At 37.9% G+C, this 26,476-nt stretch carries 27 protein-coding genes; 14 read left to right on the top strand and 13 right to left on the bottom strand.

Annotation, left to right across the window (positions count from 1 at the left end):
- Nucleotides 1-8: 8 nt before the first annotated feature.
- Complete coding sequence (locus tag ACSZOX_RS11310) at nucleotides 9-467, bottom strand: MaoC family dehydratase (RefSeq protein ID WP_437920068.1); 459 nt, start codon at nucleotides 465-467, stop codon at nucleotides 9-11.
- Between the two features lie 246 nt (nucleotides 468-713).
- Here ACSZOX_RS11310 and ACSZOX_RS11305 point away from each other — a divergent pair, with 246 nt between their 5' ends.
- The 5 genes from ACSZOX_RS11305 (at nucleotide 714) to ACSZOX_RS11285 (ending at nucleotide 4,930) form a co-directional block, all read left to right on the top strand.
- Nucleotides 714-2,072, top strand: coding sequence for an amidohydrolase (locus ACSZOX_RS11305; RefSeq protein WP_437920067.1), 1,359 nt, complete (start codon nucleotides 714-716; stop codon nucleotides 2,070-2,072).
- An 83-nt stretch (nucleotides 2,073-2,155) separates the two neighbouring features.
- Nucleotides 2,156-3,001: a helix-turn-helix domain-containing protein gene (locus tag ACSZOX_RS11300; protein ID WP_437920066.1), complete on the top strand. Its 846-nt coding sequence runs from the start codon at nucleotides 2,156-2,158 to the stop codon at nucleotides 2,999-3,001.
- A 103-nt stretch (nucleotides 3,002-3,104) separates the two neighbouring features.
- Nucleotides 3,105-3,611 carry a pyridoxamine 5'-phosphate oxidase family protein gene (locus tag ACSZOX_RS11295; RefSeq protein WP_437920065.1) on the top strand — a complete coding sequence of 169 codons (507 nt, stop codon included), beginning with the start codon at nucleotides 3,105-3,107 and terminating at the stop codon, nucleotides 3,609-3,611.
- Nucleotides 3,612-3,705: 94 nt separating this feature from the next.
- Complete coding sequence (locus tag ACSZOX_RS11290) at nucleotides 3,706-4,224, top strand: hypothetical protein (RefSeq protein WP_437920064.1); 519 nt, start codon at nucleotides 3,706-3,708, stop codon at nucleotides 4,222-4,224.
- 139 nt (nucleotides 4,225-4,363) lie between these two features.
- Complete coding sequence (locus ACSZOX_RS11285; RefSeq protein WP_437920063.1) at nucleotides 4,364-4,930, top strand: DUF4142 domain-containing protein; 567 nt, start codon at nucleotides 4,364-4,366, stop codon at nucleotides 4,928-4,930.
- 134 nt (nucleotides 4,931-5,064) lie between these two features.
- On the opposite strand, the gene ACSZOX_RS11280 is transcribed toward ACSZOX_RS11285, so the two are convergent.
- Together ACSZOX_RS11280 and ACSZOX_RS11275 are read right to left on the bottom strand one after the other, a co-directional pair.
- Nucleotides 5,065-6,108, bottom strand: a complete 1,044-nt coding sequence (locus tag ACSZOX_RS11280; protein ID WP_437920062.1) for a DNA topoisomerase IB — start codon at nucleotides 6,106-6,108, stop codon at nucleotides 5,065-5,067.
- 17 nt (nucleotides 6,109-6,125) lie between these two features.
- A complete protein-coding gene (locus ACSZOX_RS11275) occupies nucleotides 6,126-6,374 on the bottom strand; it encodes a Rho termination factor N-terminal domain-containing protein (protein ID WP_437920061.1) in 249 nt (82 codons plus the stop codon).
- 267 nt (nucleotides 6,375-6,641) lie between these two features.
- Here ACSZOX_RS11275 and ACSZOX_RS11270 point away from each other — a divergent pair, with 267 nt between their 5' ends.
- Entirely contained in the window at nucleotides 6,642-6,827 is a 186-nt protein-coding gene (locus ACSZOX_RS11270; protein WP_437920060.1) for a hypothetical protein, read from the top strand.
- A gap of 86 nt (nucleotides 6,828-6,913) precedes the next feature.
- On the opposite strand, the gene ACSZOX_RS11265 is transcribed toward ACSZOX_RS11270, so the two are convergent.
- From ACSZOX_RS11265 to ACSZOX_RS11255, 3 genes are all read right to left on the bottom strand, one after another.
- The gene (locus ACSZOX_RS11265) at nucleotides 6,914-8,722 is read right to left on the bottom strand and encodes a glycoside hydrolase family 15 protein (protein ID WP_437920059.1); all 1,809 of its coding nucleotides are present in this window, start codon (nucleotides 8,720-8,722) and stop codon (nucleotides 6,914-6,916) included.
- Between the two features lies 1 nt (nucleotide 8,723).
- On the bottom strand, nucleotides 8,724-10,967 hold the full coding sequence (locus ACSZOX_RS11260; RefSeq protein WP_437920058.1) for a bifunctional alpha,alpha-trehalose-phosphate synthase (UDP-forming)/trehalose-phosphatase: 2,244 nt from the start codon (nucleotides 10,965-10,967) through the stop codon (nucleotides 8,724-8,726).
- Nucleotides 10,968-11,103: 136 nt separating this feature from the next.
- Nucleotides 11,104-12,222: a baeRF6 domain-containing protein gene (locus ACSZOX_RS11255; protein ID WP_437920057.1), complete on the bottom strand. Its 1,119-nt coding sequence runs from the start codon at nucleotides 12,220-12,222 to the stop codon at nucleotides 11,104-11,106.
- A 429-nt stretch (nucleotides 12,223-12,651) separates the two neighbouring features.
- Here ACSZOX_RS11255 and ACSZOX_RS11250 point away from each other — a divergent pair, with 429 nt between their 5' ends.
- A complete protein-coding gene (locus ACSZOX_RS11250; RefSeq protein ID WP_437920056.1) occupies nucleotides 12,652-12,855 on the top strand; it encodes a hypothetical protein in 204 nt (67 codons plus the stop codon).
- 256 nt (nucleotides 12,856-13,111) lie between these two features.
- Here the strand turns inward: ACSZOX_RS11250 and ACSZOX_RS11245 are convergent, their stop codons facing one another.
- Nucleotides 13,112-13,561, bottom strand: coding sequence for a PA2169 family four-helix-bundle protein (locus ACSZOX_RS11245; RefSeq protein ID WP_437920055.1), 450 nt, complete (start codon nucleotides 13,559-13,561; stop codon nucleotides 13,112-13,114).
- A 305-nt stretch (nucleotides 13,562-13,866) separates the two neighbouring features.
- On the bottom strand, nucleotides 13,867-14,364 hold the full coding sequence (locus tag ACSZOX_RS11240; protein ID WP_437920054.1) for an RNA polymerase sigma factor: 498 nt from the start codon (nucleotides 14,362-14,364) through the stop codon (nucleotides 13,867-13,869).
- Nucleotides 14,365-14,861: 497 nt separating this feature from the next.
- On the opposite strand from ACSZOX_RS11240, the gene ACSZOX_RS11235 reads away from it, so the two are divergent.
- Both ACSZOX_RS11235 and ACSZOX_RS11230 read left to right on the top strand, forming a co-directional pair.
- Nucleotides 14,862-15,938 carry an ATP-binding protein gene (locus ACSZOX_RS11235; RefSeq protein ID WP_437920053.1) on the top strand — a complete coding sequence of 359 codons (1,077 nt, stop codon included), beginning with the start codon at nucleotides 14,862-14,864 and terminating at the stop codon, nucleotides 15,936-15,938.
- Nucleotides 15,939-15,957: 19 nt separating this feature from the next.
- Nucleotides 15,958-16,614 carry a response regulator gene (locus tag ACSZOX_RS11230; protein ID WP_437920052.1) on the top strand — a complete coding sequence of 219 codons (657 nt, stop codon included), beginning with the start codon at nucleotides 15,958-15,960 and terminating at the stop codon, nucleotides 16,612-16,614.
- A gap of 125 nt (nucleotides 16,615-16,739) precedes the next feature.
- Here ACSZOX_RS11230 and ACSZOX_RS11225 read toward each other — a convergent pair whose 3' ends face one another.
- Nucleotides 16,740-17,123: a DUF2314 domain-containing protein gene (locus ACSZOX_RS11225; RefSeq protein WP_437920051.1), complete on the bottom strand. Its 384-nt coding sequence runs from the start codon at nucleotides 17,121-17,123 to the stop codon at nucleotides 16,740-16,742.
- Nucleotides 17,124-17,376: 253 nt separating this feature from the next.
- Nucleotides 17,377-17,577 carry a hypothetical protein gene (locus ACSZOX_RS11220; RefSeq protein WP_437920050.1) on the bottom strand — a complete coding sequence of 67 codons (201 nt, stop codon included), beginning with the start codon at nucleotides 17,575-17,577 and terminating at the stop codon, nucleotides 17,377-17,379.
- A gap of 648 nt (nucleotides 17,578-18,225) precedes the next feature.
- On the opposite strand from ACSZOX_RS11220, the gene ACSZOX_RS11215 reads away from it, so the two are divergent.
- The 4 genes from ACSZOX_RS11215 to ACSZOX_RS11200 all read left to right on the top strand — a co-directional run bounded on the left by ACSZOX_RS11215 (nucleotide 18,226) and on the right by ACSZOX_RS11200 (nucleotide 23,168).
- Nucleotides 18,226-19,038 carry a hypothetical protein gene (locus tag ACSZOX_RS11215; RefSeq protein WP_437920049.1) on the top strand — a complete coding sequence of 271 codons (813 nt, stop codon included), beginning with the start codon at nucleotides 18,226-18,228 and terminating at the stop codon, nucleotides 19,036-19,038.
- 12 nt (nucleotides 19,039-19,050) lie between these two features.
- The gene (locus ACSZOX_RS11210; RefSeq protein WP_437920048.1) at nucleotides 19,051-19,821 is read left to right on the top strand and encodes a methyltransferase domain-containing protein; all 771 of its coding nucleotides are present in this window, start codon (nucleotides 19,051-19,053) and stop codon (nucleotides 19,819-19,821) included.
- 4 nt (nucleotides 19,822-19,825) lie between these two features.
- Complete coding sequence (locus ACSZOX_RS11205; RefSeq protein ID WP_437920047.1) at nucleotides 19,826-21,970, top strand: sensor histidine kinase; 2,145 nt, start codon at nucleotides 19,826-19,828, stop codon at nucleotides 21,968-21,970.
- Nucleotides 21,971-22,052: 82 nt separating this feature from the next.
- Nucleotides 22,053-23,168, top strand: a complete 1,116-nt coding sequence (locus tag ACSZOX_RS11200; protein WP_437920046.1) for a hybrid sensor histidine kinase/response regulator — start codon at nucleotides 22,053-22,055, stop codon at nucleotides 23,166-23,168.
- Here ACSZOX_RS11200 and ACSZOX_RS11195 read toward each other — a convergent pair whose 3' ends face one another.
- The 3 genes from ACSZOX_RS11195 to ACSZOX_RS11185 all read right to left on the bottom strand — a co-directional run bounded on the left by ACSZOX_RS11195 (nucleotide 23,169) and on the right by ACSZOX_RS11185 (nucleotide 25,790).
- Nucleotides 23,169-23,639 carry a response regulator gene (locus ACSZOX_RS11195; RefSeq protein WP_437920045.1) on the bottom strand — a complete coding sequence of 157 codons (471 nt, stop codon included), beginning with the start codon at nucleotides 23,637-23,639 and terminating at the stop codon, nucleotides 23,169-23,171.
- A gap of 349 nt (nucleotides 23,640-23,988) precedes the next feature.
- On the bottom strand, nucleotides 23,989-24,693 hold the full coding sequence (locus ACSZOX_RS11190) for a hypothetical protein (protein ID WP_437920044.1): 705 nt from the start codon (nucleotides 24,691-24,693) through the stop codon (nucleotides 23,989-23,991).
- A gap of 38 nt (nucleotides 24,694-24,731) precedes the next feature.
- Nucleotides 24,732-25,790 (bottom strand): hypothetical protein, encoded by a 1,059-nt coding sequence (locus tag ACSZOX_RS11185; protein ID WP_437920043.1) that lies wholly within the window; start codon nucleotides 25,788-25,790, stop codon nucleotides 24,732-24,734.
- 299 nt (nucleotides 25,791-26,089) lie between these two features.
- On the opposite strand from ACSZOX_RS11185, the gene ACSZOX_RS11180 reads away from it, so the two are divergent.
- Nucleotides 26,090-26,443, top strand: coding sequence for a LytR/AlgR family response regulator transcription factor (locus ACSZOX_RS11180; RefSeq protein ID WP_437920042.1), 354 nt, complete (start codon nucleotides 26,090-26,092; stop codon nucleotides 26,441-26,443).
- Nucleotides 26,444-26,476: the final 33 nt, after the last annotated feature.

Here is a 26,476-nt window from a genome sequence, read left to right as displayed (position 1 = left end):
TAATATTTTTAGTTGAAATGATATAAGAATACTACATCCCCCACATATGCAGGTTTAGGCGCATCTTTAATTGCCAACGTGGCTTCGATAGTTGCCTTTACCACACCTCTTAAATTCAGGATAGATTTTACTTTTGCATGTAATTGTACTTCACTATCTACAAGTACAGCTTGTCCAAACTTCAAATTCTCGATACCGTAATTGATTTCCATTTTCACATTACGAACATCAGCAATCTGTTTCCAAAGGTAGGGGATAAGAGATAACGTCAAATAACCGTGAGCTATAGTAGATTTAAAAGGGCCTTCCGTCTTTGCCTTTTCTTCATCAGTATGTATCCATTGATAGTCTAATGTTGCTTCGGCAAAGTTATTGATGCGTTGCTGGTCTATTTTAAGCCATTCTGATAAACCCAAAGACTTTCCTTCGTAAGATTTATATTCTTCAAAGTTGTTGATTATTACCATTTTATGTTATTGATTAATTCTTTACCGCTGCTTGTCTGTCTAATAATCTCTGATTTTATACATTTATATCTAGACAAAACATGAACGAATGTATTAAAAAGTATTAACAAATTGTAACTTTTATGGGAAGAACATCACATATGGTTGTTACAGTTTATTTCTGTAGAATCTCTACAGAGATGAACTAGACAAATAATGGAATAAATTATACAAGTAATTGTTTTGTCGCATAGCTAATTTTGAAAGATGAATAATACAACGAATATAGGTTCAGAGATTTCAAGAAAAGACTTTTTGAAGAATACGGCCGTGGTAGCCGCGGGACTAACTTTTGGCAATGCTAAGGCGTTGGCTGTACAAACAGATTTGCTTCAGAAAAACAGCACTGTACGTTCTTTTATTAAAAATGTACGATTGGAAGTTGGATTCGTGTATGATGATGATAATGAGGTGATAGGAACTGAAACTGCTTTAGCTCTCATTGAAGTCACCAATGGTAAAGTAGCAGGGATTTATGAAAATAAACCTCATGCTGATGCAATAGATGCAAAAGGATATCTGATGCTTCCTGCCTTTAAGGATATGCACATCCATTTGGATAAAACTTATTATGGAGATACTTGGCGTGCTACAAGACGACGAAATGGGGGTGTCAAGGGAATGATTGCGCTTGAACAAGAGGAAATGTCTCACATTCTCGAAAATTCCACATACAAAGCTGAGCGTCTGATTGAATTACTTCAATCAAAGGGTAGCACATTCGCTCGCAGTCATGTCAATATTGAACCGACTTCCAAACTTCGTTCGCTCAGAAATTTGGAAAAAGCTTTGGCAAATAAGCAGAAAAGCTTCTCAAGCGAATTAGTTGCATTTCCTCAGCATGGTGTATATTATACCGATTCCATGGCTTTGATGAAGGAGGTGGCTCAATTGGATATTGATTTCATCGGAGGCCTTGATCCGCAAAGCGTAGACGGTGATATGGAAAGAACCATGGATTTTACGGTGGGGCTTGCCCTTGACTCGGATAAAGGTATTGATATTCATTTGCACGAGTCAGGCGAGTCAGGATTAAAGACGGTGCAATATCTTGTGAATCGGGTTTTAGAAAATCCTATTCTAAAGGGAAAAACATTTTTGAGCCACTGTTTTGTTTTGGGGAAATTAGAAAAAAATAAATTACAAGAAGTAGCTGAGAGTTTAGCAGAGGCAGAAATAGGTATTATTTCCACTGTTCCATTTGGTGGGCTAGTTATGCCAATACCTACATTATACCAATATGGTGTTTCGGTATTTACGGGAAATGATAGCATAGTCGATCACTGGAACACTTTTGGTACAGGAAGCGTCCTTGAGAAGGCTAACCTAGCGGCGAGGCTTTATGGATATAACACCGAATGGGAACTGTCACGAATTTTAAGACTTGCTACTGCCGACGTTTTACCACTTACAGATAAAGGTGAACAACAATGGCCAAAAGTTGGCGACCGTGCAGATTTTGCTTTTCTTGACGCAAGTTGTTCCGCAGAAGCTGTAGCGAGAATCTCCGACGTGAAGTTGTTGGTTCATCAAGGAAATTTGGTCTTTGGAGACGAAAAGACCTAGGCATTTGCAAAATGATAGGATTTCCTGTGCCTATTTCTACAGTCCATCAAATCAGGTATGGTCAATTTTCGTTATTTTAGTGCATGATCCAACGGCATGAAAATTATCCTATTTTAAATCTCCAAGAGTTTAGTGAACGTACTCTAAGTGAGGAGGATCTTTTATTTCATGAGCTTATTGGCGAAAATATAATAGAAAAACCGCATACACACGATTTTTTTATTGTGATTTTCTTTTTAGAAGGAGGAGGGACGCATACCATAGATTTTATATCCCATACGATTAAAAGCAAACAAATACATTTGATTTTTCCAGGCCAGCTTCATCAGTGGCACATCGAGAAGGGCGCTTTTGGATACCAGTTGATGGTGAGTCGCATTTGGTTTCAGACTTTGCTTTCATCGTTACGTTTCTCTTCCGCTTATTATCAACGTCGTCCTGTGTGGGATTTACCGACTGACGTTAGTCAATCGTTGCTCCACGAATTTTTAAGTATTCAGTACGAACTTAATGCGCGTAAAGTATCGTTGGAAATTATCCAGACAAGAACGAAACTCATCGGCTTACTACTCGATAAACTTTCGGAAGAGAGCGGCATTGAGTTTACTTTACTAGCGATACCCCCGTTGATCATTGCATTCCAGAAATTAGTAGAGAAACATTTCAGAGAAAAACATACAGTAGCATTTTATGCCCACGAGCTCCATATTTCTCCAAATTACTTAAATGTAATGAGTCAAAAACATTTGGAACAACCAGCTTCAACAGTTATTAAAGATCGGTTGCTACTAGAAGCAAAACGTCTACTTAAAATTTCAGATAGATCCATAAAAGATATCGTTTACGAACTTGGATTTTATGATCACGCTAGTTTTACAAAGTTTTTCAAAAACCTCACCGCTATGACCCCATCCGATTTTCGAAGATAATTTTTCGTATACCACTTGCACAATTTTGAACTTTTTCTTTAACTAGCAGTTCTCTATATAAAAGAAATTGCCGATAGGTAATTGGAAATAAAATATAGAGAACATGATACAACAGGAAGAAAATTTAGTAGGACAAGATGCTTTAGTTAAGGTTCGCGCTATTGTAGATGAGATAAGAAATTGTTTTTTGTGTACCGATATACGAACAGGAATTCCGATGTCCGTACGTCCAATGCACATCCTTGAAGTAGACGATGCAGGATATCTTTGGTTTATGACATCAAGCACGACTCACAAAGATGATGAAATCAAAGAAAATCCATTTGTTCACGTCCTTCTGCAAAATGGAAAGGAACTTACTTTTCTTAATTTGTATGGCATTGCTGAGGTAAAGCACGATACGGAAAAAATACACGAATTATGGAAAGATCAGTTTGATAGTTGGTTCGAGGGACCAGAGGATCCACAAATTATATTGCTACGCGTCGAGGTTTTGGAAGGGCATTATTGGGATCGTAAGCTTTATGCGCCGACACCTATCAAAGCGCTGAAATCCCTTATTCAAGGATCGAAAGATGAAGAAGATATCCATGGCGATATTATGATCTAAAATAGTTACCCATTTAATATTTTGTAGCTTGAAAGCCTGTAGACACATCCCTTTTAAAAGGAAGATATTAATCGACCTTAAAAACAATATACATATGCGTGTTGTTGCTTTCTCTCTTGTGTTTATACTGGGCGCTTGTGAAGTAAGAAGAGATAATACTAAGGCAGGAGAATCAGACGTACTACAGGAGTTAGTTTTACTACGTACTGAGGGTTTGATTATGACAGAATATATGCTTAGTAATGCTGATAATAAAGAGATTTTAACAGTTTGTAAACGAGTTAAAAAATATTATACACTGACTCATCCGGATTTTTTACGTTTATGTACTGGTTATAGTATGGAGTTGAAAGAAAGCGATTTCACCTTGCTATGGAATGATGTTCATCAACGTTTTATTGCTGCAAGAGATTCTGTCGACTGTTTTTATCTCGATTGCTACCAAGAGAATATTCGGTCAACTATCGCTTTGTATGAAAATTTGATTCGTAGACAAGAGTCTGAAGGTATCAGTTATTTCTCTTTTGTTGCTTTACCTGACCTATATAATCAGTACGATGAATTCGCTGCTATGCGAGCAGGTATTGCGTTATCAACTAAGGCAAGTTTTTGATTGCTGTCGGTTTAAACAGATCTTTCATATCATCTTGGTAATTTTTGGATCCAGAGTCTGCGAAATTACAAACTGTTCAATCATGTAATACGAAGAGAATGAAGAAGGTAACAACATGTTTAACGAAAATAAGTATACTATGAAAAATTATCTTATAACCTGTATGATTATATTGGGGTTGATCATACTGAACAGCTCTGTTTCGAATGCACAGGATGTTGCAAGCAGGCAAACTATGGACCAGGAATTTTTAAATCAGATTGTCTATTCTAATCGTTTTGAAATTGCCTTAGCAAATCAAGCATTGCAACGATCAAATTCTAAAGATATCCAACAGTATGGACAGTTATTGATGAATGATCACACAAAACTCTTAAGAGAATTAGAGCAAGCTGCTATCGCGAAAAAACTTGTTTTGCCAAGTGGATTGGATGAGAATCACGCAGAGATCTTAAATGCGTTAGCTGCCATTGCAGATCATGATTTTGATGAAACTTTTAAAAGAGTAGTTCTAAAATCGCATGGAGACGGGATAGCGCTCTTAGAAGCTGCTTCAGCTGAAGATGCTGTTGTAGATCCCGAATTGCGAACATGGGCTACAGAAAAGATTCCTATGCTTAGAAGTCATCTAGAGCATATTAAATCAATACCAGTAGGTAATCAGCGGATTCCTGAATCTGAAATCTCGCCATTGGATTCCATTTAATGCTAAGTTTTACCAACAGACTATTCTGACGACAATAATATTTTGGTGCTAAACGATCGGATAAAGCAGAACGATAGCATTCGTATTGTTCTGCTTTTTATCTATTACCCGCAATCAATTCGACATCAAGGGATTCAATTGTCCTGTAATATAGAGAAAAGTTTTTTTTGAACGATTTTTCTTAGATCATTGGATTCATCCTTGCTTGCCTTAACTATCCATTTGTCTAATCGCTTACTTTCGTAGAAATCCAGAATGGCAGGATGGATGTAATGGCTTTTTGTTACTGTCCTCGTGTTACCTAATGCAGCAGCTACTTGATCTATCACGAGCAATATGTTTTTCTTTCTTTGTGCGACAGTGTCAGGAATAGGCAACTGAACCATATAACTTAAAGCAAGAATACAACCATTCCAGGTACGAAAGTTCTTACCTGTAACATCTAATTTCATAGCCTCTTTAAGGTAGTTATTGATATCGCCAGATTCTAGTGTTCTTATTTGATGTGTTGCGTCGTAATATTGAAATAAACGCTGACCAGGAATCTCTTTTACCTGTGATAAAATTCGTACTAAAGACTTGTTGCGAAGAAAGCTTTCCTGTATAACCCCTTTTTTACCTACAAAACGAAAGAAGAGCTTGCTGGAGGAAATTCTTTTGACATGCTTATTCCGAAGTGTTGTTAACCCATAAGATCCATTTTCTTTTTCATATACGCGATTGCCCGATCGAAAAGATGTTTCGTCCATAATCGATATAGCTAAAGCACATACTTTATCTAAAGACAGTGTTTTCTTTCGTAGATCGTGCACAATTTTTTTTCTGAGATAAGGTAACCGTTTACCGAATAGGAACATATCTTCAAATTTCTTACTGCTACGTAAAGAAATCCAATTAGGATGATAGCGGTACTGCTTTCGCCCCTTTGCATCGATTCCTGTTGCCTGCAAGTGGCCGTTTGGCAAGGCACATATCCAAACATCACTCCAGGCCGGGGGAAGAACCAAGGCACGTATACGTTTAAGGACATGCTCATCTCGAATCAATTCACCCTTTTTGTTGATATATTGTACTTTTTTACCACTGCTAATCCTATGGTACCCCTGTTGATCGCAAGTGACATACTGTAAGCCCGCTTCCTGAAGAGATAACTCTAAAACATCATCTATTTTTTCCATACGAAAACTAGATTGCATTAGTGGTTTCGAATGGCATCAATTAGCCTCGATTTGTTCATTTTGTGCGTGCCTGTGATGCCAATTTTCTTCGCTTCACCCAAAAGTTCTGATTTTGTTCTTTTTTCCAATCGACTAGCCCCTCCACCGCGCCTGCTGGCACCAGTACTATTTGCTATGCGTGCTGCCTTCTCTTTACTTTCTCCCTGCCTACGCAGTGCTTCATATTTCGCATCGTCTTTAATTTGTTTACCATGATCTTTTGTCATATTTCTTTTTTGATTCTGTTTTAAAGAAACCAAGCGGAAGGATAAAAGTTTTTTATTGGCTTACCTGTTTTGCTGCGTAATCTACTTGCTGTATCCATTATGAACGGCTTTATTCCGCATCGTTTAATAGGGGTTTATACCTGATATTGGATAATTCTGAACATCGGAGGACCTAAAGATGTTTTATTTTAAACTGGATTCTTTTATGCAAATGCATAGAAAGTTCCTCAGATAAGAAAGAGAAGAGAACACTAAATCAATAGTATTATGGAAAACAATACAGAGATATACGATCCAGAAGAACCTAGGGATCATACGCCAAGAACAGAGGTCCCTCGTTCCGCACAAGAGGAAATAAATGATAAACCCGCAGCAAAGACTATAGCTTGGACTATAGTTATTACGGTGATCATCTTAGCCCTCGTTTATTTTTTATTTTTTTATCACAAATAGAAATAAGAAAAAAGAGGAGGTTACATATTTAACCTCCTCTTTTTTTTGCTGAAATTGAAGCCCGTTATTAATCGCAGCCGTAAATACTATTCATATAAACTTTCAAAGAATACAGGACTATCTAATTTCATAGCAATACGATAGGCCGCATTTACTAATCCAACGTGACTATACGCCTGTGGGAAATTTCCCCATTGACTACCATCTTGATCATCAACATCTTCACTGAATAACATGAGATGATTTCCAAAGGATAGCAACTGCTTAAATACTTCCTGAGCCTCATCTAAACGCCCTACACAAGCCAATGCTTCTACGTACCAGAATGCACAAACCAGAAATGTAGCTTTAGGTTTTCCAAAATCGTCGCGATGTAAGTATCTGTAAAATAAACCATGTTCACCTTTAAGCTCTTTTTCCAACTGTTCTAAGTGTTTCTTTGCACGATCACTGGATGGATCTAAGTAATTCATCATGATAAGCTGTAAAGTAGACGCATCTAAATTTTCGCCATCCACAGCATTGGTGTAGGCTTGTTTATTTTCGTCGTAACAACTTTCAATATGCGTCATGGCCTTTTCTCGAAGTAAGGAAGCTTTCGCCTCCATCTCTCCAAAACCATATTGTTTTGCTATCTTCAAAGCTGCGGTAGCACCGGCCCATTGAAAAAGGTTTGAGTAACAATGGCGGTTTTCAAAATTACGAAATTCCCATATTCCCGCATCTTTTTCATCAATAGTTGCTTCAATTTTATCTAAGATGAAAGTAGTCCAATCTTTGGTAAAAGCCAAATTCTGATGACGGAACCGATGATCTGTGAAGAGTGGGAGCAGAGCGATTAACGCTTGGCCGTAAACGTCGTTTTGAATATGCTCATACGCTTGATTTCCAACGCGTATAGGTCGATTGCCTAAATAGCCTTCCAGATAATCTAACGTTTGCTCTTCCAGTTTATGTTCGCCCATTATTCCATAGAGGGGTTGAAGCCTTCCGCGATCTGTTTGCGTAATATTTGCAATGTAGGAGGCATATTTCTCCATTTCTTCGAAATGACCGATGTGGCTTAACGCCGTCAAAACATAAAAGCTGTCCCGTAGCCAACAAAATCGGTAGTCCCAATTTCGGCCTGATCCTGGAAATTCAGGCAGGCTCGTTGTACTGGCGGCGATGATCGCTCCTGTATCTTCATACTGATGCAATTTAAGAACCAGTGCAGATCGAATGACCTCTTTTTGATAAAAGGGGGGAATAGAGGCATTCTTCACCCATTTTTGCCAGTAATGCTTAGTTCGAGATAAAAAATCTTCTGACGTACGTTCTATCGGAGCTTCGAACGGACTTCCATAGGTAAGCACTAGGTAGATTGGTTTACTAAGTACATATGGGATATCATCAAAAAAATGACTTATAGGCATATTTGTTGCCAATCGCATTTTTGCATCTGCACGCTCAAATTGAATGTGGTTGCTGCCTCTAAATTTCTGAAAGGCCTGTTGACCATAATCGGATACAGGCTCACAACTCACACGGATTTTAGGATGTCCAACAATAGGATCAATTTTACGGATAAGCATCAGTGGCTTGTAATAACGTTCATATTGCTCAAAACGGGGAGCAAAATCAGTGACACGGTAGGTGCCATCCTCGCTATCAATCACCGTACATAAGATATTGGTGTTTTCCAGATAGTGTTGTGTACTATTTTTTATGCCGTTGCTGGGAAGTATAGAAAATTCTCCACCTAAACCTTTATCTAATAATCCGCCGAAGACGAAAGAATCTTGAAAAGAAGGCCAGCAAAGCCAGTTGATGTTTGTCGATTTGTCTATGTGTGCAATATAGGAGCAATTTCCTATAATGCCCGTGTTGTAGGTGTGTTTCCTTTCTTTCTGCATATTATAATTTCTGAAGATGAGAAGATTTATTGTCGTTGTCCGTCTTTACGTCATCGCTGTCTGTATTGGCAAAGTACTCAATCAAGTTGACGGCTTCCTCTTGGTTTTCTACGTAGTACTGCGCCGCAGATTTTTTGTTGCCCACTTTCACTGTAATAGCTTGTTGGGGCAATTCCAAAAACATATCTTCATCCGTGGCATCGTCTCCTATAGCAAATACAAAGTCTGGCGAAAAATGATTTACAATCTCTATTGCAGCTTTTCCTTTATTTAGCTCGCTGTTTTTTACTTCAATAACCTTGTCACCCATCAAAAGTTGCAAACCATGGTGGGGAATGAGGTACCGAAGACTATCTACCAATTCTTGCGAGCGCAGTTGTCCTAATCCGGTTTGGGCCTTTCGGTAATGCCAGGCAAGTGAGTATGTTTTTTCTTCTACGATTGCGCCGGCAGTACGGTTTGCAAACTTGTTCATGATATGTTTTACCGGGATTTTCCATCTTGTGGATATGTTTGTTTTACTTTTCCACTGAAAATCCGGATAATTGCTCCATGCGCCATGTTCCGCCACCAAAAAATAATCTTTTCCACCAAACCATCTGTCCAGTGTTTCATGCGGACGTCCACTGATAATTACGATCTGATTGGCTGGATTACTCTGAAGAATTTCCAATGTCCGATAGAGTGACTCTGTTGGAGCGGCCGCATCAGCATCCTTATGAAAGCCTATTAGTGTTCCGTCATAATCTAGGAAAAACAGGCGTTTTTTGCCTAATTGGTAAGATTGTAAAATATGTTCTTTGACTTCCGAACGGACACGTCTAGCCATTTCTTGTTTCTGAAAAGTTTTGATCTCGTGTAGTCGGTTAAAAAATATTTTTACCCAGTGTCTCACATTGAATTTACGAACAATGTCTATGCTGTCCAACATCCGTCGTTGTTGCTCCTCAACAGGCATAGAAAGTGCTAGTTTTAGGGCATCCCGTATTTGTTCAACCGAGTTTGGATTAACAAGAACGGCCTCTAATAGCTCTTTCGAAGCTCCTGCAAGTTCGCTCAATACCAACACACCATTCGTATTCTCTTTGCTTGCTACATACTCTTTGCAGACTAGATTCATGCCATCCCGAATAGAGGTTACCAAACAAACATCAGCGGCAACGTAAAGAGCAGATAGCTCTTCCACAGGATAAGAATTGTAGAAGTAAGCAATTGGATGCCATTCATTCACACCATATACTGAATTGATGTGGCCTGCCAGCCTGTCGATCTCATCTCTTAGGAGTTTGTATTGTGGAACGGTGTCCCTTGATGGAACGACTAACATGTAGAGTACTACATTTTCGCGCATCTCTGGATATTCCTTAAGGAGACTCTCATAAGCTTGCAAACGTTCGATGATTCCCTTACTGTAATCTAATCTATCGATACAGAGGATGAATTTTCTATTTTGGTAATAATCTCGAATTTCTTGTGCACGTTGTACAGTAGAAGGGTTCTTCGCCAAAATACTAAATTTCTCGAAGTCTATACCCATCGGGTATACCTCTACGAATACACTTCTACCATTGATGTGTAAACAGTTATTTTGAATAGGCGCTCCCAAGATATGTGTGCAGGCATTCAAAAAATGTTGCGTGTCGTTATACGTATGAAAAGCGATGAGATCAGCCCCTAAAAGCCCATTGAGAAGCTCATCGCGCCAAGGTATACTCCGAAATAATTCGTCTGGAGGAAAGGGAATATGCTGAAAATATCCTATTGCCAATTGCTCATGCTGTTGTCTCACCATTTGTGGGAGAAGCATCAGTTGATAGTCGTGGATCCACACCTCATCTTTATCACTGGGATATTGTGCATTAACAGCTTCGGCAAATTTATTGTTTACCTGTTTATAGGTTTCCCAATTTTCTGCGGTGTAAACGGCATAAGAAGGGCGGTAATGGAAAATTGGCCAAAGTACCTCATTTGAAAAGCCCTCATAGTAGCCTTGTAGTTCTTTCTCTGTCAGAAATACCGGAACCAAATTAAGCTCTGCGAGTTTTTCCCGCGTAATCCGTTCTTCTTCCTCATTTTCGGGAACGAATCCAGGCCATCCTACCCAAATGTTGCCTTCCTGCTGATAAATTGAACCCAGTCCTGTGGCTAAGCCTCCTTCGCTAGGGATAAAACATAATTCATGGTCATGTCGTTCCACACGGACCGGTAATCGATTTGAAATAATTATTGTTCTTTTATTACGCATACTTTGTGAAAAAATCCAAGTAAACGGTGTTGGGATACGTTTACTTATGTGTTAAATAGGTACTAAAAGAACAAGCCAATCCAATAAAAGTTTGATTTTTTATCGAATTGGCTTTTGTTTGATTGGTATATGTTATTTAATAACGATTCAATGCGCCGATTCCCTGTGGTAATTTGCCCGTGAAATTCGTTAAAGTGTGTATTTTACCTCCGTTTCTATAAGTGAGAATTGCAATCTTATTAATAATGTCGCTTTTGCTATCTTTATCCGGTTTGATTTTACGTTCTTCGATAGAAACTGTTCCTGGCAACTGCTTGCCTTTTTCCAAAAATAAACGGTCAATTCTGCGGTCCATGGCTGATGTAGCAATATCATCTATATTGTCTGATGAAATTTTTTCATTCTTTCCAACAGCGTATCGATTCAGTTGTTTTTCTAATGCTGTTTTTTTTAAGTCGTCCAAAATGCTTAGTGCTTTGGTATGGAGTTCTATCTTGTCAATAGCTTCGATATTCAGCACAATACCATTCTTTAGTAAACATTCGTTCTTGCTAATAGACTGGAATAAACTTTGATTTTCTGGTAGTGCAGCCAATAGGAGGGGGCGTTTGTCATCTTTAGTGAAATTTTCAGCGATCTCACGATCTATCCTACGAAAAAAGCGAATATTATCGGTTTCCTTTTCATCGCTAATTTCCATATAACCGTGAATAGTTGCCGAACCACTGGCCGCGGCATGTAGATGATTGTCCGTGAGATCATTTCCTAATGCTTGCTTCATAGTTGTCGGCATTTTTCCCTCAAGATCCACTTCTTCCAATGTAAATCGATTTCCGCTAAAAAATCGAACGTGATTCTTTCCGATTGCTAGCAAATGAAATGGATGATCGTTATCAACTAATTCAAGAAGGGGCACAATGTAAAAGGTGTCATCAATATAAAAGGTGCTCGGGTAGACTTCAGTTAAGAAAACAGTCTCCAGTTTTTTTGCATTCGTGTAAATTGCTAATGTGCCTTGATGACCGCGTTCAAGTTCAATTTCTTCCGATAATTTTTCTACAGGGGCAAGTAATTCTTTTACAGCTTCTGAATCTAGCGTTGTAGAACTCCTGATATGCTTTATCAAATTTTTGAGCGTTAATCTATCCTGTTGACTTTCTGGTAATTTATTGTGTACTGGCACAAATATGCTTAACGACGGAAAATGTTGTTCAGCCGTTAAGTCTTGGAGTAACGTAGCATCGAATGTTTTCATACCTTCTTGTTTATCCGTTTATATATAGCTGGTTTATTGTAAACTAGCTTTTTTTAAATTAATACATTTTAGTTGGACTTATTTTGATCTTTCTAATAGGATCATTCGTCGTGTTTTAAGTGAATTTCCTGTATTAAAATAAACAGCATGCAGGCGGAATGGTTTTGTAAATAGGTAATTGGCGTAAGCATTTGAAAAAAATATGCGAATGCAAAAAGCTATTCTTAAATGTTGTTTTGTTTGTTTTTTTTTGAAATATTTATTGTTAAACAAGAATAAAGCACGTATATATTCCCTTAACACGACGTGTAAAATACCCAAAAACTACGCTCCAAAAACCAAAATGAAAAGTAGTCGTTTAATTTGGTGAAAGACAAAACAGATTTAGTGTTCTTTCGCAAGAAAATTAAAACTTTAAAATATTTGGTTATGAAAAGATTTCTAGTATACACACCAGCGTTATTTATTTTCAGTTTCTTGTTTGCATGTGGTAATCCTTCACAAAATAATGATGTGAATAGCGCTGATAGTATGTATGATGAAAGTAGAGAAACAGCTCCGACTTTAGATACATTAAGACGTGATAGTACGGATACCATAGGTCAACCTCTGCCAACTCCGCCTTTAAATTAAGCAATAAGACAACTTTTTTATTCTCTCTCTATAAATAGGGTGGTGGTCGCTTGGCTCATCACCTTATTTTTTTTAGACATTCTTATTGTCGGCATAATTTCTCAGTAAAAGATAGAACGTATTCGAACCTATAGCACAGCTTTGCTACTGTTTGATGAAAAACTGCTCTGAATAAATATTTACGGAAGAAAAATAGCTATACTATCCTAACAGTAAATTAGGGGCGAGATGAAACAATTGTTTGTATATCGGTACGTCAACCTGCGTCCCTTAACGTTTTTATATGGTTATGCTCCATGTATTGATGTTCCGCTTGTTGACGAATGGTATTCGTAACCGATAGAGGTACATTCAATAAATTTCGCAATGCCTGTTCATAGGCTTGTTTATAGGTACCCTCTGCTTGGTCACAACTCATCAGGATGCTGTATCTATCCGTTCCTGTTATTGTCGTTTTAATATCCATCCATATACGAAAAAGTTCTCCTTGTACAATGGGTGCTTTTGATTGATTTAGGTTTAGGTTCAACGCAAATGCCCCCAGTTGAGTTACGTGTTTTTGAGTTTGAGAACGGTAGTAGACAAATACTTTACGTAAGTCTTGATCTTCCTCCTGAATTAACAGCTCAATAGCTTTTGTGTAGCCCGCAATCCTGTCGTTATTGATTTGGATTAAATCGTGTACAAGTTCCCTATAATCTTCCATGACATGTTTTAATGATATAAAGAAAGAACCGTAAACTCCTTGTTTCGTTCTATTTTAAACCATAAAAAATGCTTTATAGCAAGCTTCACATTTAATCAAAAGGAAGAGGGCTTGGATAGCCAAGCCCTCTTATAATCAAAATTGATCTTTTTCGTATCTAATTGTCGCCTCTTTTTGTTTCTTTTAACGAACAAATGCACTTCATTTATCCGACGATCAAAATTGATAAAGTTTTTTAATAGCAAAAATGCTATATATAATAAGTAACGTCGAACCGATACAAAAGTTCAAAATCTATGTAAAATTTAAGCTCGGTATACCTTTAGATTCTTTTTCAATATTTTACGAGCCATGTGTATACGTGTTTTCACTGTTCCTTCGGCAATTTGCAGCTGTTCCGCTATTTCTTGGTATTTATAACCGTCCATGAACATAGTGAAAGCGACATAATTGTCCTTCGGGAGCTTGTCTATTGCACGTTGAATATCGTTCATGACGAATTTTGATTCGCTACCGTTCCGGGTGAGCTGTTCAAAGTGCGACGTATGTGTCAGTTCACTTTCTATAGTTCTATACTTGGAAGCCTTGCGATAGTTGTTGATGTACACATTGCGCATAATCACAAACAGCCAAGCAACAAGTTTCGGATTATTGATGAATCTTTCCAACGAGGATAAAGAACGGATAAACGTCTCCTGTACCAATTCCTCGATTTCATAGGGATCTTGGGTGAATTTTGTTGCGATGCGCTTTAAAAGCGGTTGATTTTGTTCGATTGTGGCGTTAAGTAGTTCAGCGTTCATATTATTTCCTTGTTTGTTAAACAATAAATTTGGACTCAATGGAACAAATTTGATGCAAAAAAAGCCGGTAAGTGTACGAGATCTGATTGATGATTCTATGCACTGTGGTAAATACGGTTGAAGGAAAAAAATACTCCAAATCAGTGTTATTAAGCTTAAAAGGGCTTTTTTACGGAGTTTTGTTACGCGAAAAGTAGAAAAGATTACTTTTTCTAGCATTGAATATTCAGGTGTTTATTCTTTTACAATAAGTTTTTTCTACAGGTAAGGGTATCTGTAGGATCTGACGTAACTTTTGGGCATTTTCTATAATTCGCCAATAAAACTATGTTTGGAGAAACGATGAATTTATTTGTATACGTATTTTTACGTATCTAGTCGCTGTTAATTTGGGTATTTTACCTTTGTTTCTGGGTTTGATTTTTGCTAAAGTAGGCTCAAATGCAGCTAATGAACACAGAACTTAAGGTGCATTATATTTGGATTTTAAGTATTAAATGAGTATAATTCATTCAGATAAAAAGAACATGTCTTCTCCATCATCTCTCCCTACTGGTCCAACAGGAGATGAGATGCAGGATTTACAATTATTTTTTGAATCGCTTCATCAGGGGCCCTTTGGTTACCTTTTCGCGGATGGCACTGGACATGTTAAACATTATAACGAGAAGTTGCAAGAGCTTTTATGTGCCGAAGGCGAGGCTTTACGAAATAGGAGCCTGTTTGACTTTTTGATAGCGGATGAATGTGTCCGTCTGCAGGCCGCAATCGAAAAAAGCACGTTTCATTTTGGCGATCCTTTGCGCTTAGTCAAAGTCAAATGCACAAAACGACCTTACAGGTTTGTTACCATTTATCTGAAAAGATTAGAACAGTCGTTTTATGAGCAAGATATGTATATCTTCGTATTCTTGAGAAACGAATTCAATCCGTTAAGCGAATCCAAAGAAGAAAACGAAGCTTTCTACAGAGCTATTATAGAGACGCAGGAAGCAGAGCGTGAATTTATCGGTGCGGCGCTTCATGATAATGTTGCTCAGGAACTTTATGCTATTCGACTCAATTTGCAACGCTTCTTAATTGAACACGGATTTGAGACGGAAATTGCACCTATAAAAAAAATGCTAAACGATGCAATCTATAATGTTTGCAATATTTCAAATGACCTAACGCCTGCAGTATTACGTGATATGGGATTTCTCAAGGCGATTGAAGATTTGATTTTTAGGCTCAATAGAGCCGATGTAAGATTCGTTGCTCAGATCGATCCTGCAATGGAGCATTTGAGTAAAGAGCTGCAATTTTGTTGCTATCGTATTATACAGGAATTATTTGGTAATTCATTAAGACATGCAAGAGCCAATCGCGTTAGTTTAACTATGCAACGAAGAGCCGACTACGCTTGTATTGTAGTGGATGATAATGGACATGGTTTTAGGGAAGATATAGACTCTTCGTTGAGTTTAGGGACAGGTTTACGTAATATAAAGAATAGAATAGCCCTTTACGCGGGTTCGATGGATATGTCAAGTTCATCACAAGGGAGCAGAATACAAATTAAATTGTACACATAATATTAAAGATTGGAAATATATGATAAAAATTATTCTTGCGGAAGATCATCTTGTCGTCCGAAACGGAATAAAGTTGCTAATTGATTCTCAGGATCACCTCAGCGTCGTTGGTGAGGCTGATAACGGTAACGATGTCTTGTCATTACTACGTGATGGATGTGAGGCCGATATCGTGCTTTCCGATATCAGCATGGCGGGCATGGATGGCATTACTTTGGTCGAGAAGCTAAAAGAGGAGTATCCCGCAATTAAAGTCGTTATTTTATCTATGATGAGTAGCAGTCAGCACGTATTTCAGGCTTTTGAAAAAGGAGCTTGGGGATATTTGGTGAAAAATGTAGGGTACGATGAACTGCTGTTTGCCGTACAGCATGTGGGTAAAGGAGGACGTTACCTCTGTGAAGAATTAGCAATGATGCTTGTTGAAAAGTTGCAGGCAGCGCCTTCCACAGATACAAGCGTGGAAGACCTAATTTCGCAAATGGATATTTCGGAACGAGAGCTAGAAGTACTCCAGCTTATCGGAGAAGGACACACTAACGTAGAGATCGCCGATAAACTATTTCTGAGCAAAAGAACGGTAGAAGGGCACCGACAGAATTTAATAGACAAAACAGGCGTTAAAAATTCTGCAGCCTTAATCAAATTAGCGGTCAAAACCGGACTTATAAAATAACAGTTATATATTTTTACCTACCTATGAAAAGCGTTCGGTTACTACGGACGCTTTTTTTTCAATTTGATTACCGGTAGAGCTGAACTCTTTCCGGACAATAGATAGTAGCAGCAGCCGGTAATTGGCTAGAGTTCTTCAATAATGAAGCCTACTGATTGGTCGAATTCCTCTTTTTCTTTTTCAGATAGTTGATTGCGCATCACCCTTATCGTATAGCCTCCACGTAGTACTCCCTTATCCAGATACATCCAGTCCGAAATTTTTTCAGGGTCGATTTTTACGCTGTCTCCAAGGTTAACAAGTTTTGTAGAGCTGGGGCTATTGTTGACCACGCCGTGAAATTGCTTTCCATCGTAAGTCAGATTACCAACCCAAATATGTTCTAGGCTATGATCTGGGGGTGCGTAGGCTTGTTTAATGGCAAAGGCTTCCATGCCTTCTGCTGGCGTATGAAAAGCATTGACAAAAGAGGAAAAAGAATCCTTAGCTTCTTGCATGGCCTTGTTCATTACGTCATCATCCGAGCGAAAATTAATTACTTCGTCGTTTTCTATTTTTTTTTACTGAACCTTCTTGGCATGAAAAGAATAGTAAGCAGCTCGAAATGAGAGGTAAATACCTATTAATCATATTATAAATAGTGTTTCTTCAGACCTATGTCTATATTCGATGGATAATATATGCAGTAAGACCTTTTGATTTACTGTCAGCTAAAGTTAATCAAAAATGTCCTTGGTTTATATCTTTATTTTTTTGGATTGTCTACTTTGAGTTTTGCATCATGGTATAGAGCGTTTCTTGAATAGCACACCACTCCCTGTATTCTTTTTCATTCCAGGCCTTACGTATCTTATTTAAAAGTTCATAAGATCGCTTCATCAACCCGTATTTATCTAATTTTCTCAGCTCATTCCTACAGTTTTCGTAAGAGTTCACTTCTCCTTTGATAAAATATGCTTTCATAAACTCCATTTTTAAATCTCGAATATACAGCAGAACCATTAAAACCCGCTATGTTCTCCATTAGAAAACAATTAGATCATAAACGGTAGTTCTTCCCTTTTTTGTTTTCTCCTCTTTTTTCTTTTTGGATATGCATTCCGCGACGCCAGCCGCCGTCAACCCACTCAATATATATCATGCAACGGTAAGAATTTGTGACGTGATTGTTCGGTTCACAAGCTTATCCTTTAGACGAACGATTCGTCTTTATACCGTTTTAGTTTCTTATTTTGCTATAATAACAGATGAAAAGTAGGGAAGGTTTACAAAAATCTTCCCGCGCATAGCTTTAATTTAACCATATCATTACCTTCGTTTACTATATTTCATAGGCTGCAACGGTAAAAGCGAACAAAGGATTTGTAGATATTGTCCTTATTTTCTGTGTTTTACTGTTGTCAATCACCTTGTTGAGCTTTTTTTAGGGGATAAGACAGTTCTATCCACTAGATTTTAATGTTTCTTGTTTTTATAACGGAGTGCTTATTGTTGTTTAAATTAACAAGCTGCTTAGGCTTTCGTGACGGCAAATTATTTATTCTAATTGTAAACAGCTTTGGTTTTAATTGATTAGTTTTGTGTTCATTCGAATAATTTATAACCATTTCCGTGGCATTAATATTAAAAGATGGGCGTCCAGTTGTTAGATTAAGAGCATTCCGTGCTATAGATGATCCAGCAACATGTGAGCGCTTTATAGAAGGACATGCGCACGTCTTAACAGCGATAGGCGTCAAAAAAGTAACATCATCCAGCCATGACTGGATGTATAATCCTGCAGCATTTGTATTGATCGTCGAATCTTTGGATGGCGAAAATGTATATGGTGGAGCGCGAATTCACGTTGCGGGAGGTTCTCAACCACTTCCTATTGAAGAAGCGACTGGGCAAATGGATCCTAAGATTTTTGATCTGGTATGGCGCTATGCACAAGAAGGAACGGGGGAAGGCTGTGGACTTTGGAATTCTAGAGAGATAGCAGGCTACGGGATAGGGAGCATATTTTTAACCCGTGCAGCTATAGCTATTGCGCCTCAAATAGGGATAAAATCATTGTTTGCCCTTTGTGCGCCTTATACGATAAATCTAACAAAATGTGTGGGATATCGTTTAGAAACTAATGTAGGGAATAACGGCACATTCTATTACCCCAAATTAGATCTGTTAGCGACGACGATGATTCTTGACGATGTCGGAAGCTTAAGTTTGGCTTCGGATGAAGATAAGAATGCAATTCTGGCGTTAAGGACACAGGGAGATATTGTACGGATTGAGGAATTAAGGTCAAAAAAAATCGAGATACAGTACAAGTTGCAACTAGACAATATGCAAAATTGGGATTTGCAGTCTATTATCAACGGCATGTCGAAAGGTCGGCAATCTAATGAACCTTTCAACGAGAATAATTTAAATATACTATAGAAAAACATCGCAATGTCTGAAAAACATTATAATATAAATTACCTAAAAGAAACCGTTAAGATTTTAGGTGGTGTAAAGCAAAATTCCTACGAATATTTTAAAAACATCTCACTATCTTCAACTATTGTTGATTTGGGATGTGGTATAGGCAAAGACTTGATCAATATGGCGAATTTGTTCGCTGATCAAAAACATCAATACATCGGCGTAGATCACGACGAGAATATGATCCAAGAAGCAGCGAAGTCTGCCGAACAAATGGAAGGGGTCCGCTTTTTGAAGGCTGATGTTCTCCAGTTGCCATTTGAAAATGGAGCTATTGCGGGTGTACGTATGGAACGTTTAGTACAGCATGTTAGTGATCCCATTGGACTTTTCGACGAAGTTCATCGCGTGCTTCAGGAAGGTGGAATTACCGCGATTGTTGAATCGGATTGGGATAGTCTCACTTTCTATAATGGTAATTTAGCTGTTGCAGATCAATTAAATAGGTATTTAGTTGCTAAAAAAGTGAACAATGGAAGGGCCGCACAGTCCTTGACCAATTATTTGCTACAGACAAAATTTAGCGAAATAAGCGTCGAGGTTTGGCCCTTTGTACTGACGAAGTATGACGAGGCCTGTAATTATCTCTGGATAGATAAAATGATCAATGAGATGCTTACTTTAAATCTAATCGATCAGCAAGCACATGATGATTTTATCGAAGCTCAGAAGAATGCCGATAGAGCGGGATTCTTTTCTTGTAGTATGAATATCGTTATCGTTTCTGGTAGAAAGTAAGCATATGGAGTGGAGATTTTTCCTGCTATTATTGATTGTTCCAATTCATTTATTTGGCCAGATTACGGTTAAGGATGATAGTCATGTGATCATTCCCGATTCCAGTTTACGCATATTAACTGTCGATGAGGAAATCAGTTCAAAGGATGTCATTTTAAAGCGCAATGAGTTTATACAGAGTAAAGATTCTAATCCAAATTTGGGATTGAGTAAATTCAGTGTTTGGCTATCCTTTGACCTAGAAAACAAAAGCCATTCATCCGATTATATATTAGATGTAGCCTATCCTATTTTGGATGACATCGAACTCTACGAAGTCGATTCTTTAGGGCAGCTCATCACAAAGGGGCATTACGGTATTTTCCAAAAGTTCGACAAACGATATTATAAGCATGCTAATTATATCTTTGATTTAGATATTGCGCCTAATCAGAAGAAACAGTATTATTTAAGAGTCAAAAGTTCGGAGCAGATTATTTTACCGATTGCCATAGGCAAACCAAAAAGTATCTGGGAAAAGCTAACGAAAGAAAATATCTTTATAGGAGGGTATTTAGGTGTGGTGTTGATCATGAGTATCTACAATTTGCTGTTGTTTCTTTCCGTTAAAGACCGATCCTATTTATACTATGTGTTATATGTCATTTTTTTAGGACTGACGCAATTGGGTATTGTAGGTTTCAATTTTCAGTTTCTATGGCCTAATTCACCTCATTGGGAGGCGGTGAGTGTCATTATTTTCGCTTGTTCTAGTAGTATCGCTGTCTTATTTTTCTCCGATCACTTCTTGAAATTAAAAGATAATGTGCCTTTCATCAGACCGGTACTGCTTGCCCTGTTTTTCCTATTTTTATCGAGCATATTGTTAACCGTATTCGGTTATACGCAGACTGGTTTTCAGGTTATGCAAGGGGCAACATCTATTCAGACTGTTGTATTGATTATTACATCACTCTTTGCACTTAGGAGAAACTATAGGCCGGCACGTTACTTCTTCGCTGCTTGGTCGATATTGTTGGTAGGAGCCCTTATATTCCTGCTGAAGGACTATGGTATTTTACCCTATAACCTCTTCACAAGCAATTCATTCCGTTTAGCATCTATAGTAGAGATGGCTTTACTATCGTTTGCTCTTGCTTCCCGTATCAATATAATGAAAAGGGAGAAAGAACTTTCCCAAGCGCGAGAGTTGACGATATCGTTAGAAAATGAACGCCTTATTCGCGAGCAAAATATCGTTCTCGAGCAAAAAGTCGAAGAGCGGACCAAAGAATTGACGGAATCGAATGAGTCTCTTCATACAGCGTTGGTTCATTTAAAAGAAGCACAGTCCCAATTGGTGGAAGCTGAAAAGATGGCATCTTTGGGGCAGCTTACAGCTGGTGTGGCGCATGAGATCAATAATCCAATAAATTTTGTGACATCGAATGTTGCGCCATTGAAACGAGATATTAAGATGATTTGGGATACATTGGAAGAGGTTGAGCGTTTGGCTTTTGACGAAGGATTGTCTAAGGAAGAGAAACAGACACGTATCGATGCGTATAAGGAAGATATCGATATAGAATACCTCAAAACTGAAGTTGATTTCTTGTTGAAAGGAATGCATGATGGAGCATATCGAACGGCAGAGATTGTTAAGAGTTTACGTATTTTTTCTCGTGTAGATGAGGATGCCCTTAAATATGCCGACATCAATGAGGGCGTGGAGTCTACGATGATCATTCTCAATTCTTTAATAAAAGATGGAATTACAGTAGAAAAGACTTATGGCGATATCCCAAAAGTTGAGTGTTATGCTGGTAAGTTGAATCAGGTTTTCTTAAATATTTTAACGAATGCTATTTATGCAATCGACAAGAAGTTTGGATCAACCGTCGGTGGATCACTTCGAATAGAGACAGGTTTACATAATGATTCGAGCATTTTTGTGAAAATTTCAGATAATGGTACTGGAATACCTAAAGCTATCCGTGATAAAATTTTTGAACCATTTTTCACAACAAAAGATGTAGGAGAGGGAACCGGCTTAGGTATGTCCATCGCTTACAATACCATAGCGAAACACGAAGGCAAGATTTTAGTGGAATCTGAGGAGGGGCAAGGAACTGTGTTTACGTTAGTTATCCCTATTCAACAAAATATTTAAGAAAAAGTAAGCCTTACATGTTACAAATATCGTTAACTTCGTTTAGAGGGTTGTTTGCTTATAACTTTGTTATTGTCAGATTATGCAAAAAGAGCTAGAAATACTATATATAGACGATGAGGTCAACAATTTAGTTGGATTCAAAGCTAATTTTAGGTATCGGTATACGGTTCATACTGCTGCTACGACTGTCGAAGCTCAAAAGATACTTGCTGCCCATCCTGCAATACGCGTCATTTTTTGTGATCAGCGGATGCCTGGCGAGTTGGGTGTCGACTTTTTAAATCGCATTAAGAAAGAATTTCCTAGACCAGTACGTATACTATTAACAGCTTATGCTGATATGGAAACCGTCGTAGAAGCTGTTAATAAAGGGCATATATTCCGTTTTGTTCGTAAGCCTTGGCAGGAGGAAGAAATTATATCTTCTATCGAAGAAGCCAATAAGTTTTATATAACAAGTTCTTTGCTCGATATTAGAAATGAGGAATTGCAACGGGCATATGAAGAATTGGATAAATTTGCCTATAGTGTAAGCCACGATTTACGTGATCCGCTTACAGGCGTCTTGTCAGCGATAAAGCTTGCTAGAGGATTTGATGATATCGGACGTATTCATGAGCTACTAGCCCTGATGGAAGGGTCGGTGATCAGGCTAGATGCCTATATTGACAGTTTACGTGATTATTATCTTTTGCGTCGAGGAGAGTTGACATTATCTGACATCGATTTTGTCCGACTTTTTGAGGATATTCGTGAGTTTTATAAGGTTTATACGCAAAATAACGACGTAGAATTTGATATTCACGTGCAGCAATCGCAATTATTCAAAAGTGATAAAGCAGTACTTCAATTAATTTTGCACAACTTGTTGTCGAATGCTTTTAAATACCAACGCAAAGATGCAGATAATAAATGTGTAAGTCTTTCAGTATCGGTGGCTAACGATTTCGCGATTATCGAAGTTCGTGATACGGGGATTGGAATACATTCAGATTATGTTCGAGATATCTTTAAACTCTTTTTCCGTGCTAGTGACCAAGCACAGGGGATGGGATTTGGTCTCTATAATGTACAAAATGCACTGTTGAAGCTACAAGGAACCATCGATGTAAATTCTGAACCGAATAAGGGAACCACCTTTACAGTGGTTATCCCTAATAAATCTCCTATATTGACCAAAGATTCTGTAAACTGATTAAGACAGTAGTTTTTGCCTTAGTAGAAATTCCAGTTGTTCATTAGATATCTCTAGTTTAGAATAGGTATCTAACATATTTTTACGTTCTGAATAAAGATCGTAAGCACGTTGTATAGTTTCATCTAGTTCCGCTTCACTCCAAGGCTTGTTTAGGTAGTGAAAGATTTTTCCTTTATTGACAGCATCAACAACAGCCCCCATGTCTGTATATCCCGTTAATAATATCCGCATCGGCTCGGGATTAATCTTGATAATCTCTTCGAGAAACTCAACGCCCGTCATTTCTGGCATACGCTGGTCAGTTATGATAATATCTATAGGATTCTTCTTTACGATTTCTATTGCTTCAGTACCGCTTATAGCAGTGTAGACCTTGTATTTTAATCGAAATGTTGCTTTGAAGGAAACCAAATTGTTTTCCTCATCATCGACGTATAATACCACGATCTTGTTGTTTTTATTTTCCATGAGTCCATTCTTTTGTTGCAACAATAGAGGTAATGCAATGTTTGCGCCAAGTTAGTAAAACTCTTTAACAAACGGAAGAGTCTAAATGTTTGACCAATGGAATAATATATTCAACTTGATTGTTGCAACCGTTTGTTTATGACGTAGTTTTATTTATTTACATTGACGTGAAGCATCATCTTTTTTGTTGAAAAATGACAAAAAAATACATTTTGTAACATGAATATTATTTAGCTATGCTTTTTCTTGCACGTTTTTACTGCTGCAATGTTCCACAAATTTATCACAATCGGTTTCGTTTTCCGAGGGTAGATATTCCTGAATAATAAGTTTTTCTATCCCTATCTTTTTATTGGCAATATAAAAGATCACCCGTATGAAAATTGCCAATTACCTTATCGCTGTATTTCGCTTCAATGACATAAAAAAGTCCTCTATAATGCGGTGTCTTCTCGCCAGCCTCTAGGGTGTCGTTTTCTTTATCGATCACAATCTTTAAGGTATTATGTTCATCATCATATAAAGGAACATATTTAAGCACGCGGTCTTCCAGTTTCCAGGTATATATCTCAAAAGGATTGAGAAATTCTCCTTCCGTTTTTTCCGCAGGACCATATTTTTTGTTGAGTAGCTCGATAAACGCATCACTTTCCTCTTTATCCAGATCCTCAGCGATAGCATTGAACAGCATCATTTCTTCTTGTAGAGTGACCACCATATTGAACGTGTTGAACGTGACATCATCAAACTTAGCTAATTCATCGCTGCTTCGGGACTGAAACTGGCGGTACTCAATCCAGATAGGTTTGGCATCGTCGTAATACTCATTTTCCTTGGTAATGAATCGCTGTAGAGAAGTGTTTTTTACGTTATACATATCAACGTATGCTGTATCTTTTGTCTCTTCCGGTATCAATGCACTTATTGGCGTGGTAAAGTCTAGGTTTTCCAATTCCAAGATCGTGTCAGACAATGATCTTTTTTGCCCATAGCAGTTGGTCATCAACACAAGGACAAAAAATGCAAGCGCGTTCTTTTTTAAGCTGAATTGCATAAGAAATTTATAGTTTAGTTTCATTGAAATGCTGCGGATTAATTTTTTTTGATAACATATAATATTTTCGCATTCGGAGCATACAAAGCAAATCCAAATGGCGAATGGTAGAAATTTGTGTTGATATGCTTTACTGCCGCTTTTGGTTCATCGACCTGGTACAAGCGAGTCCTAAACCGATCATGGCTTTCTTTCTCAATCACGAGGTCGGAAATGGAAAAAAGAAAAGGCTCTCCATCGATTTCTGTTCTGAAAAATCCGATTCCTCGCCAATCCACCTTAGAAAAACCAGGCGTTCCGCCGCCAATTACATGGAAATATTTTAATCGATCCTGCGGATGAAAATATTCAATATGCACTTTAGCATCCATATAAGGTTCGGGCTCGCCGCTTCGGTAAATCTCCTGCTGATAGCGCGACGCACTTTCGGAATCACTTTCCGATTGATAACGAGCTACCTTTTGCCAGAGGATCTGCCAGCCTTTAGCATCATAATAATAAGTGGCCACCGTATAAAGATGATCGCCAACGTAGGAACGAACAAAATAATACAAGCTTTCTTCTTTGATTCTTGCAAGCTCTATTTGCAACTCTTTCTCAGGCATTTGAAAATCAGTATTGTAAGCTATAAATGGCTGATGTTCCGTGTTGCCATTCATTGGCCAAGTGGTAAAATAAGCCAGTTTCTCTTGGGTATGCAGCATGAAATCATCGATTAAAACCGTCCAATAGCCCCCGTATTTCACATGGAGTGAATCGGTAATAATCCCCAATTTATTGATTTTGAAATAGGTAGCATCACTTTTAGAATCTTCGTCTATCTCAGAATTACAATCGATGATAATCTGATCTTGGACCGACTGGTAAGCACGTATAGGATTAGAGGATGCGGAACTGTTCACCTTCGCACGACAAACTTCGTCGACTTTAAAAGTCTCGGATGCATAAGCTGCCGTTATGGATTGATACCGCTGGTACTGTTGTGGAATTGCGGTATTATCGTTCTCATAGATACCTTTATCCTCTCTGAAGAAAAACAAATAAATAAGTAATCCTGCAATGATCAATCCTATAAAAAAAAGCTTTTTCCTGTACATGTTGCCGTTTTCCTATCAACTAATGTAGGCTTAATCAAAGAAAGCAGCAGCATGTATTTACAATTCGTCAATTTGGATTTATGAATTGCTGGTCTTTGTTGGCTTTGTGGTATTCCTATTTGATGCTATTTCCCATATTATTTGATAGCGCCAATAGTATAAAATAGCTTGACTGTTAAGGATCATTTGTTGGACGGAACTTCTGTTAAACGAATTGTAAATCGGACTTAGCGAATATAAATCCTTTTTAAACACAATTCTAAGCATCGTTATCTTCGTTTATATTAAAATCTAAAGGTATGGAACAGGGCGAAATGTCAAACCAAACAAGCCGTAAAATAGCACTGAAGACCTACGATTTTACACAAATTGTAGATATAGAAGATATTTTTTATTGTTTTAGTGATAGGGGATATACGACTTTTTATCTGAAAGGGAACGTAAGTCTGATGGTATCCAAGGTAATCAAGCACTTCGAGAACATTCTTCCGGAAGCCCAATTTATACGGTGTCATCAATCTTATCTCATCAATACACTTCACATACATAAGTACTTTAAAGACGGGCAGATAGAGATGAAAGATGGTAAAATCATTCCTGTTTCCAGCCGTCGGAGGGAGTGTGTTTTAGAATTTATAGGAAAATTAGGATAGACCTTTGTGATAGGATGATTGACGAATGGTATG

This window comes from Sphingobacterium sp. LRF_L2, assembly GCF_965644235.1.
Classification (GTDB): domain Bacteria; phylum Bacteroidota; class Bacteroidia; order Sphingobacteriales; family Sphingobacteriaceae; genus Sphingobacterium.
The sequence above is the reverse complement of the archived record's forward strand: the minus strand, read 5'-3'. Positions and strand labels throughout refer to the sequence as shown.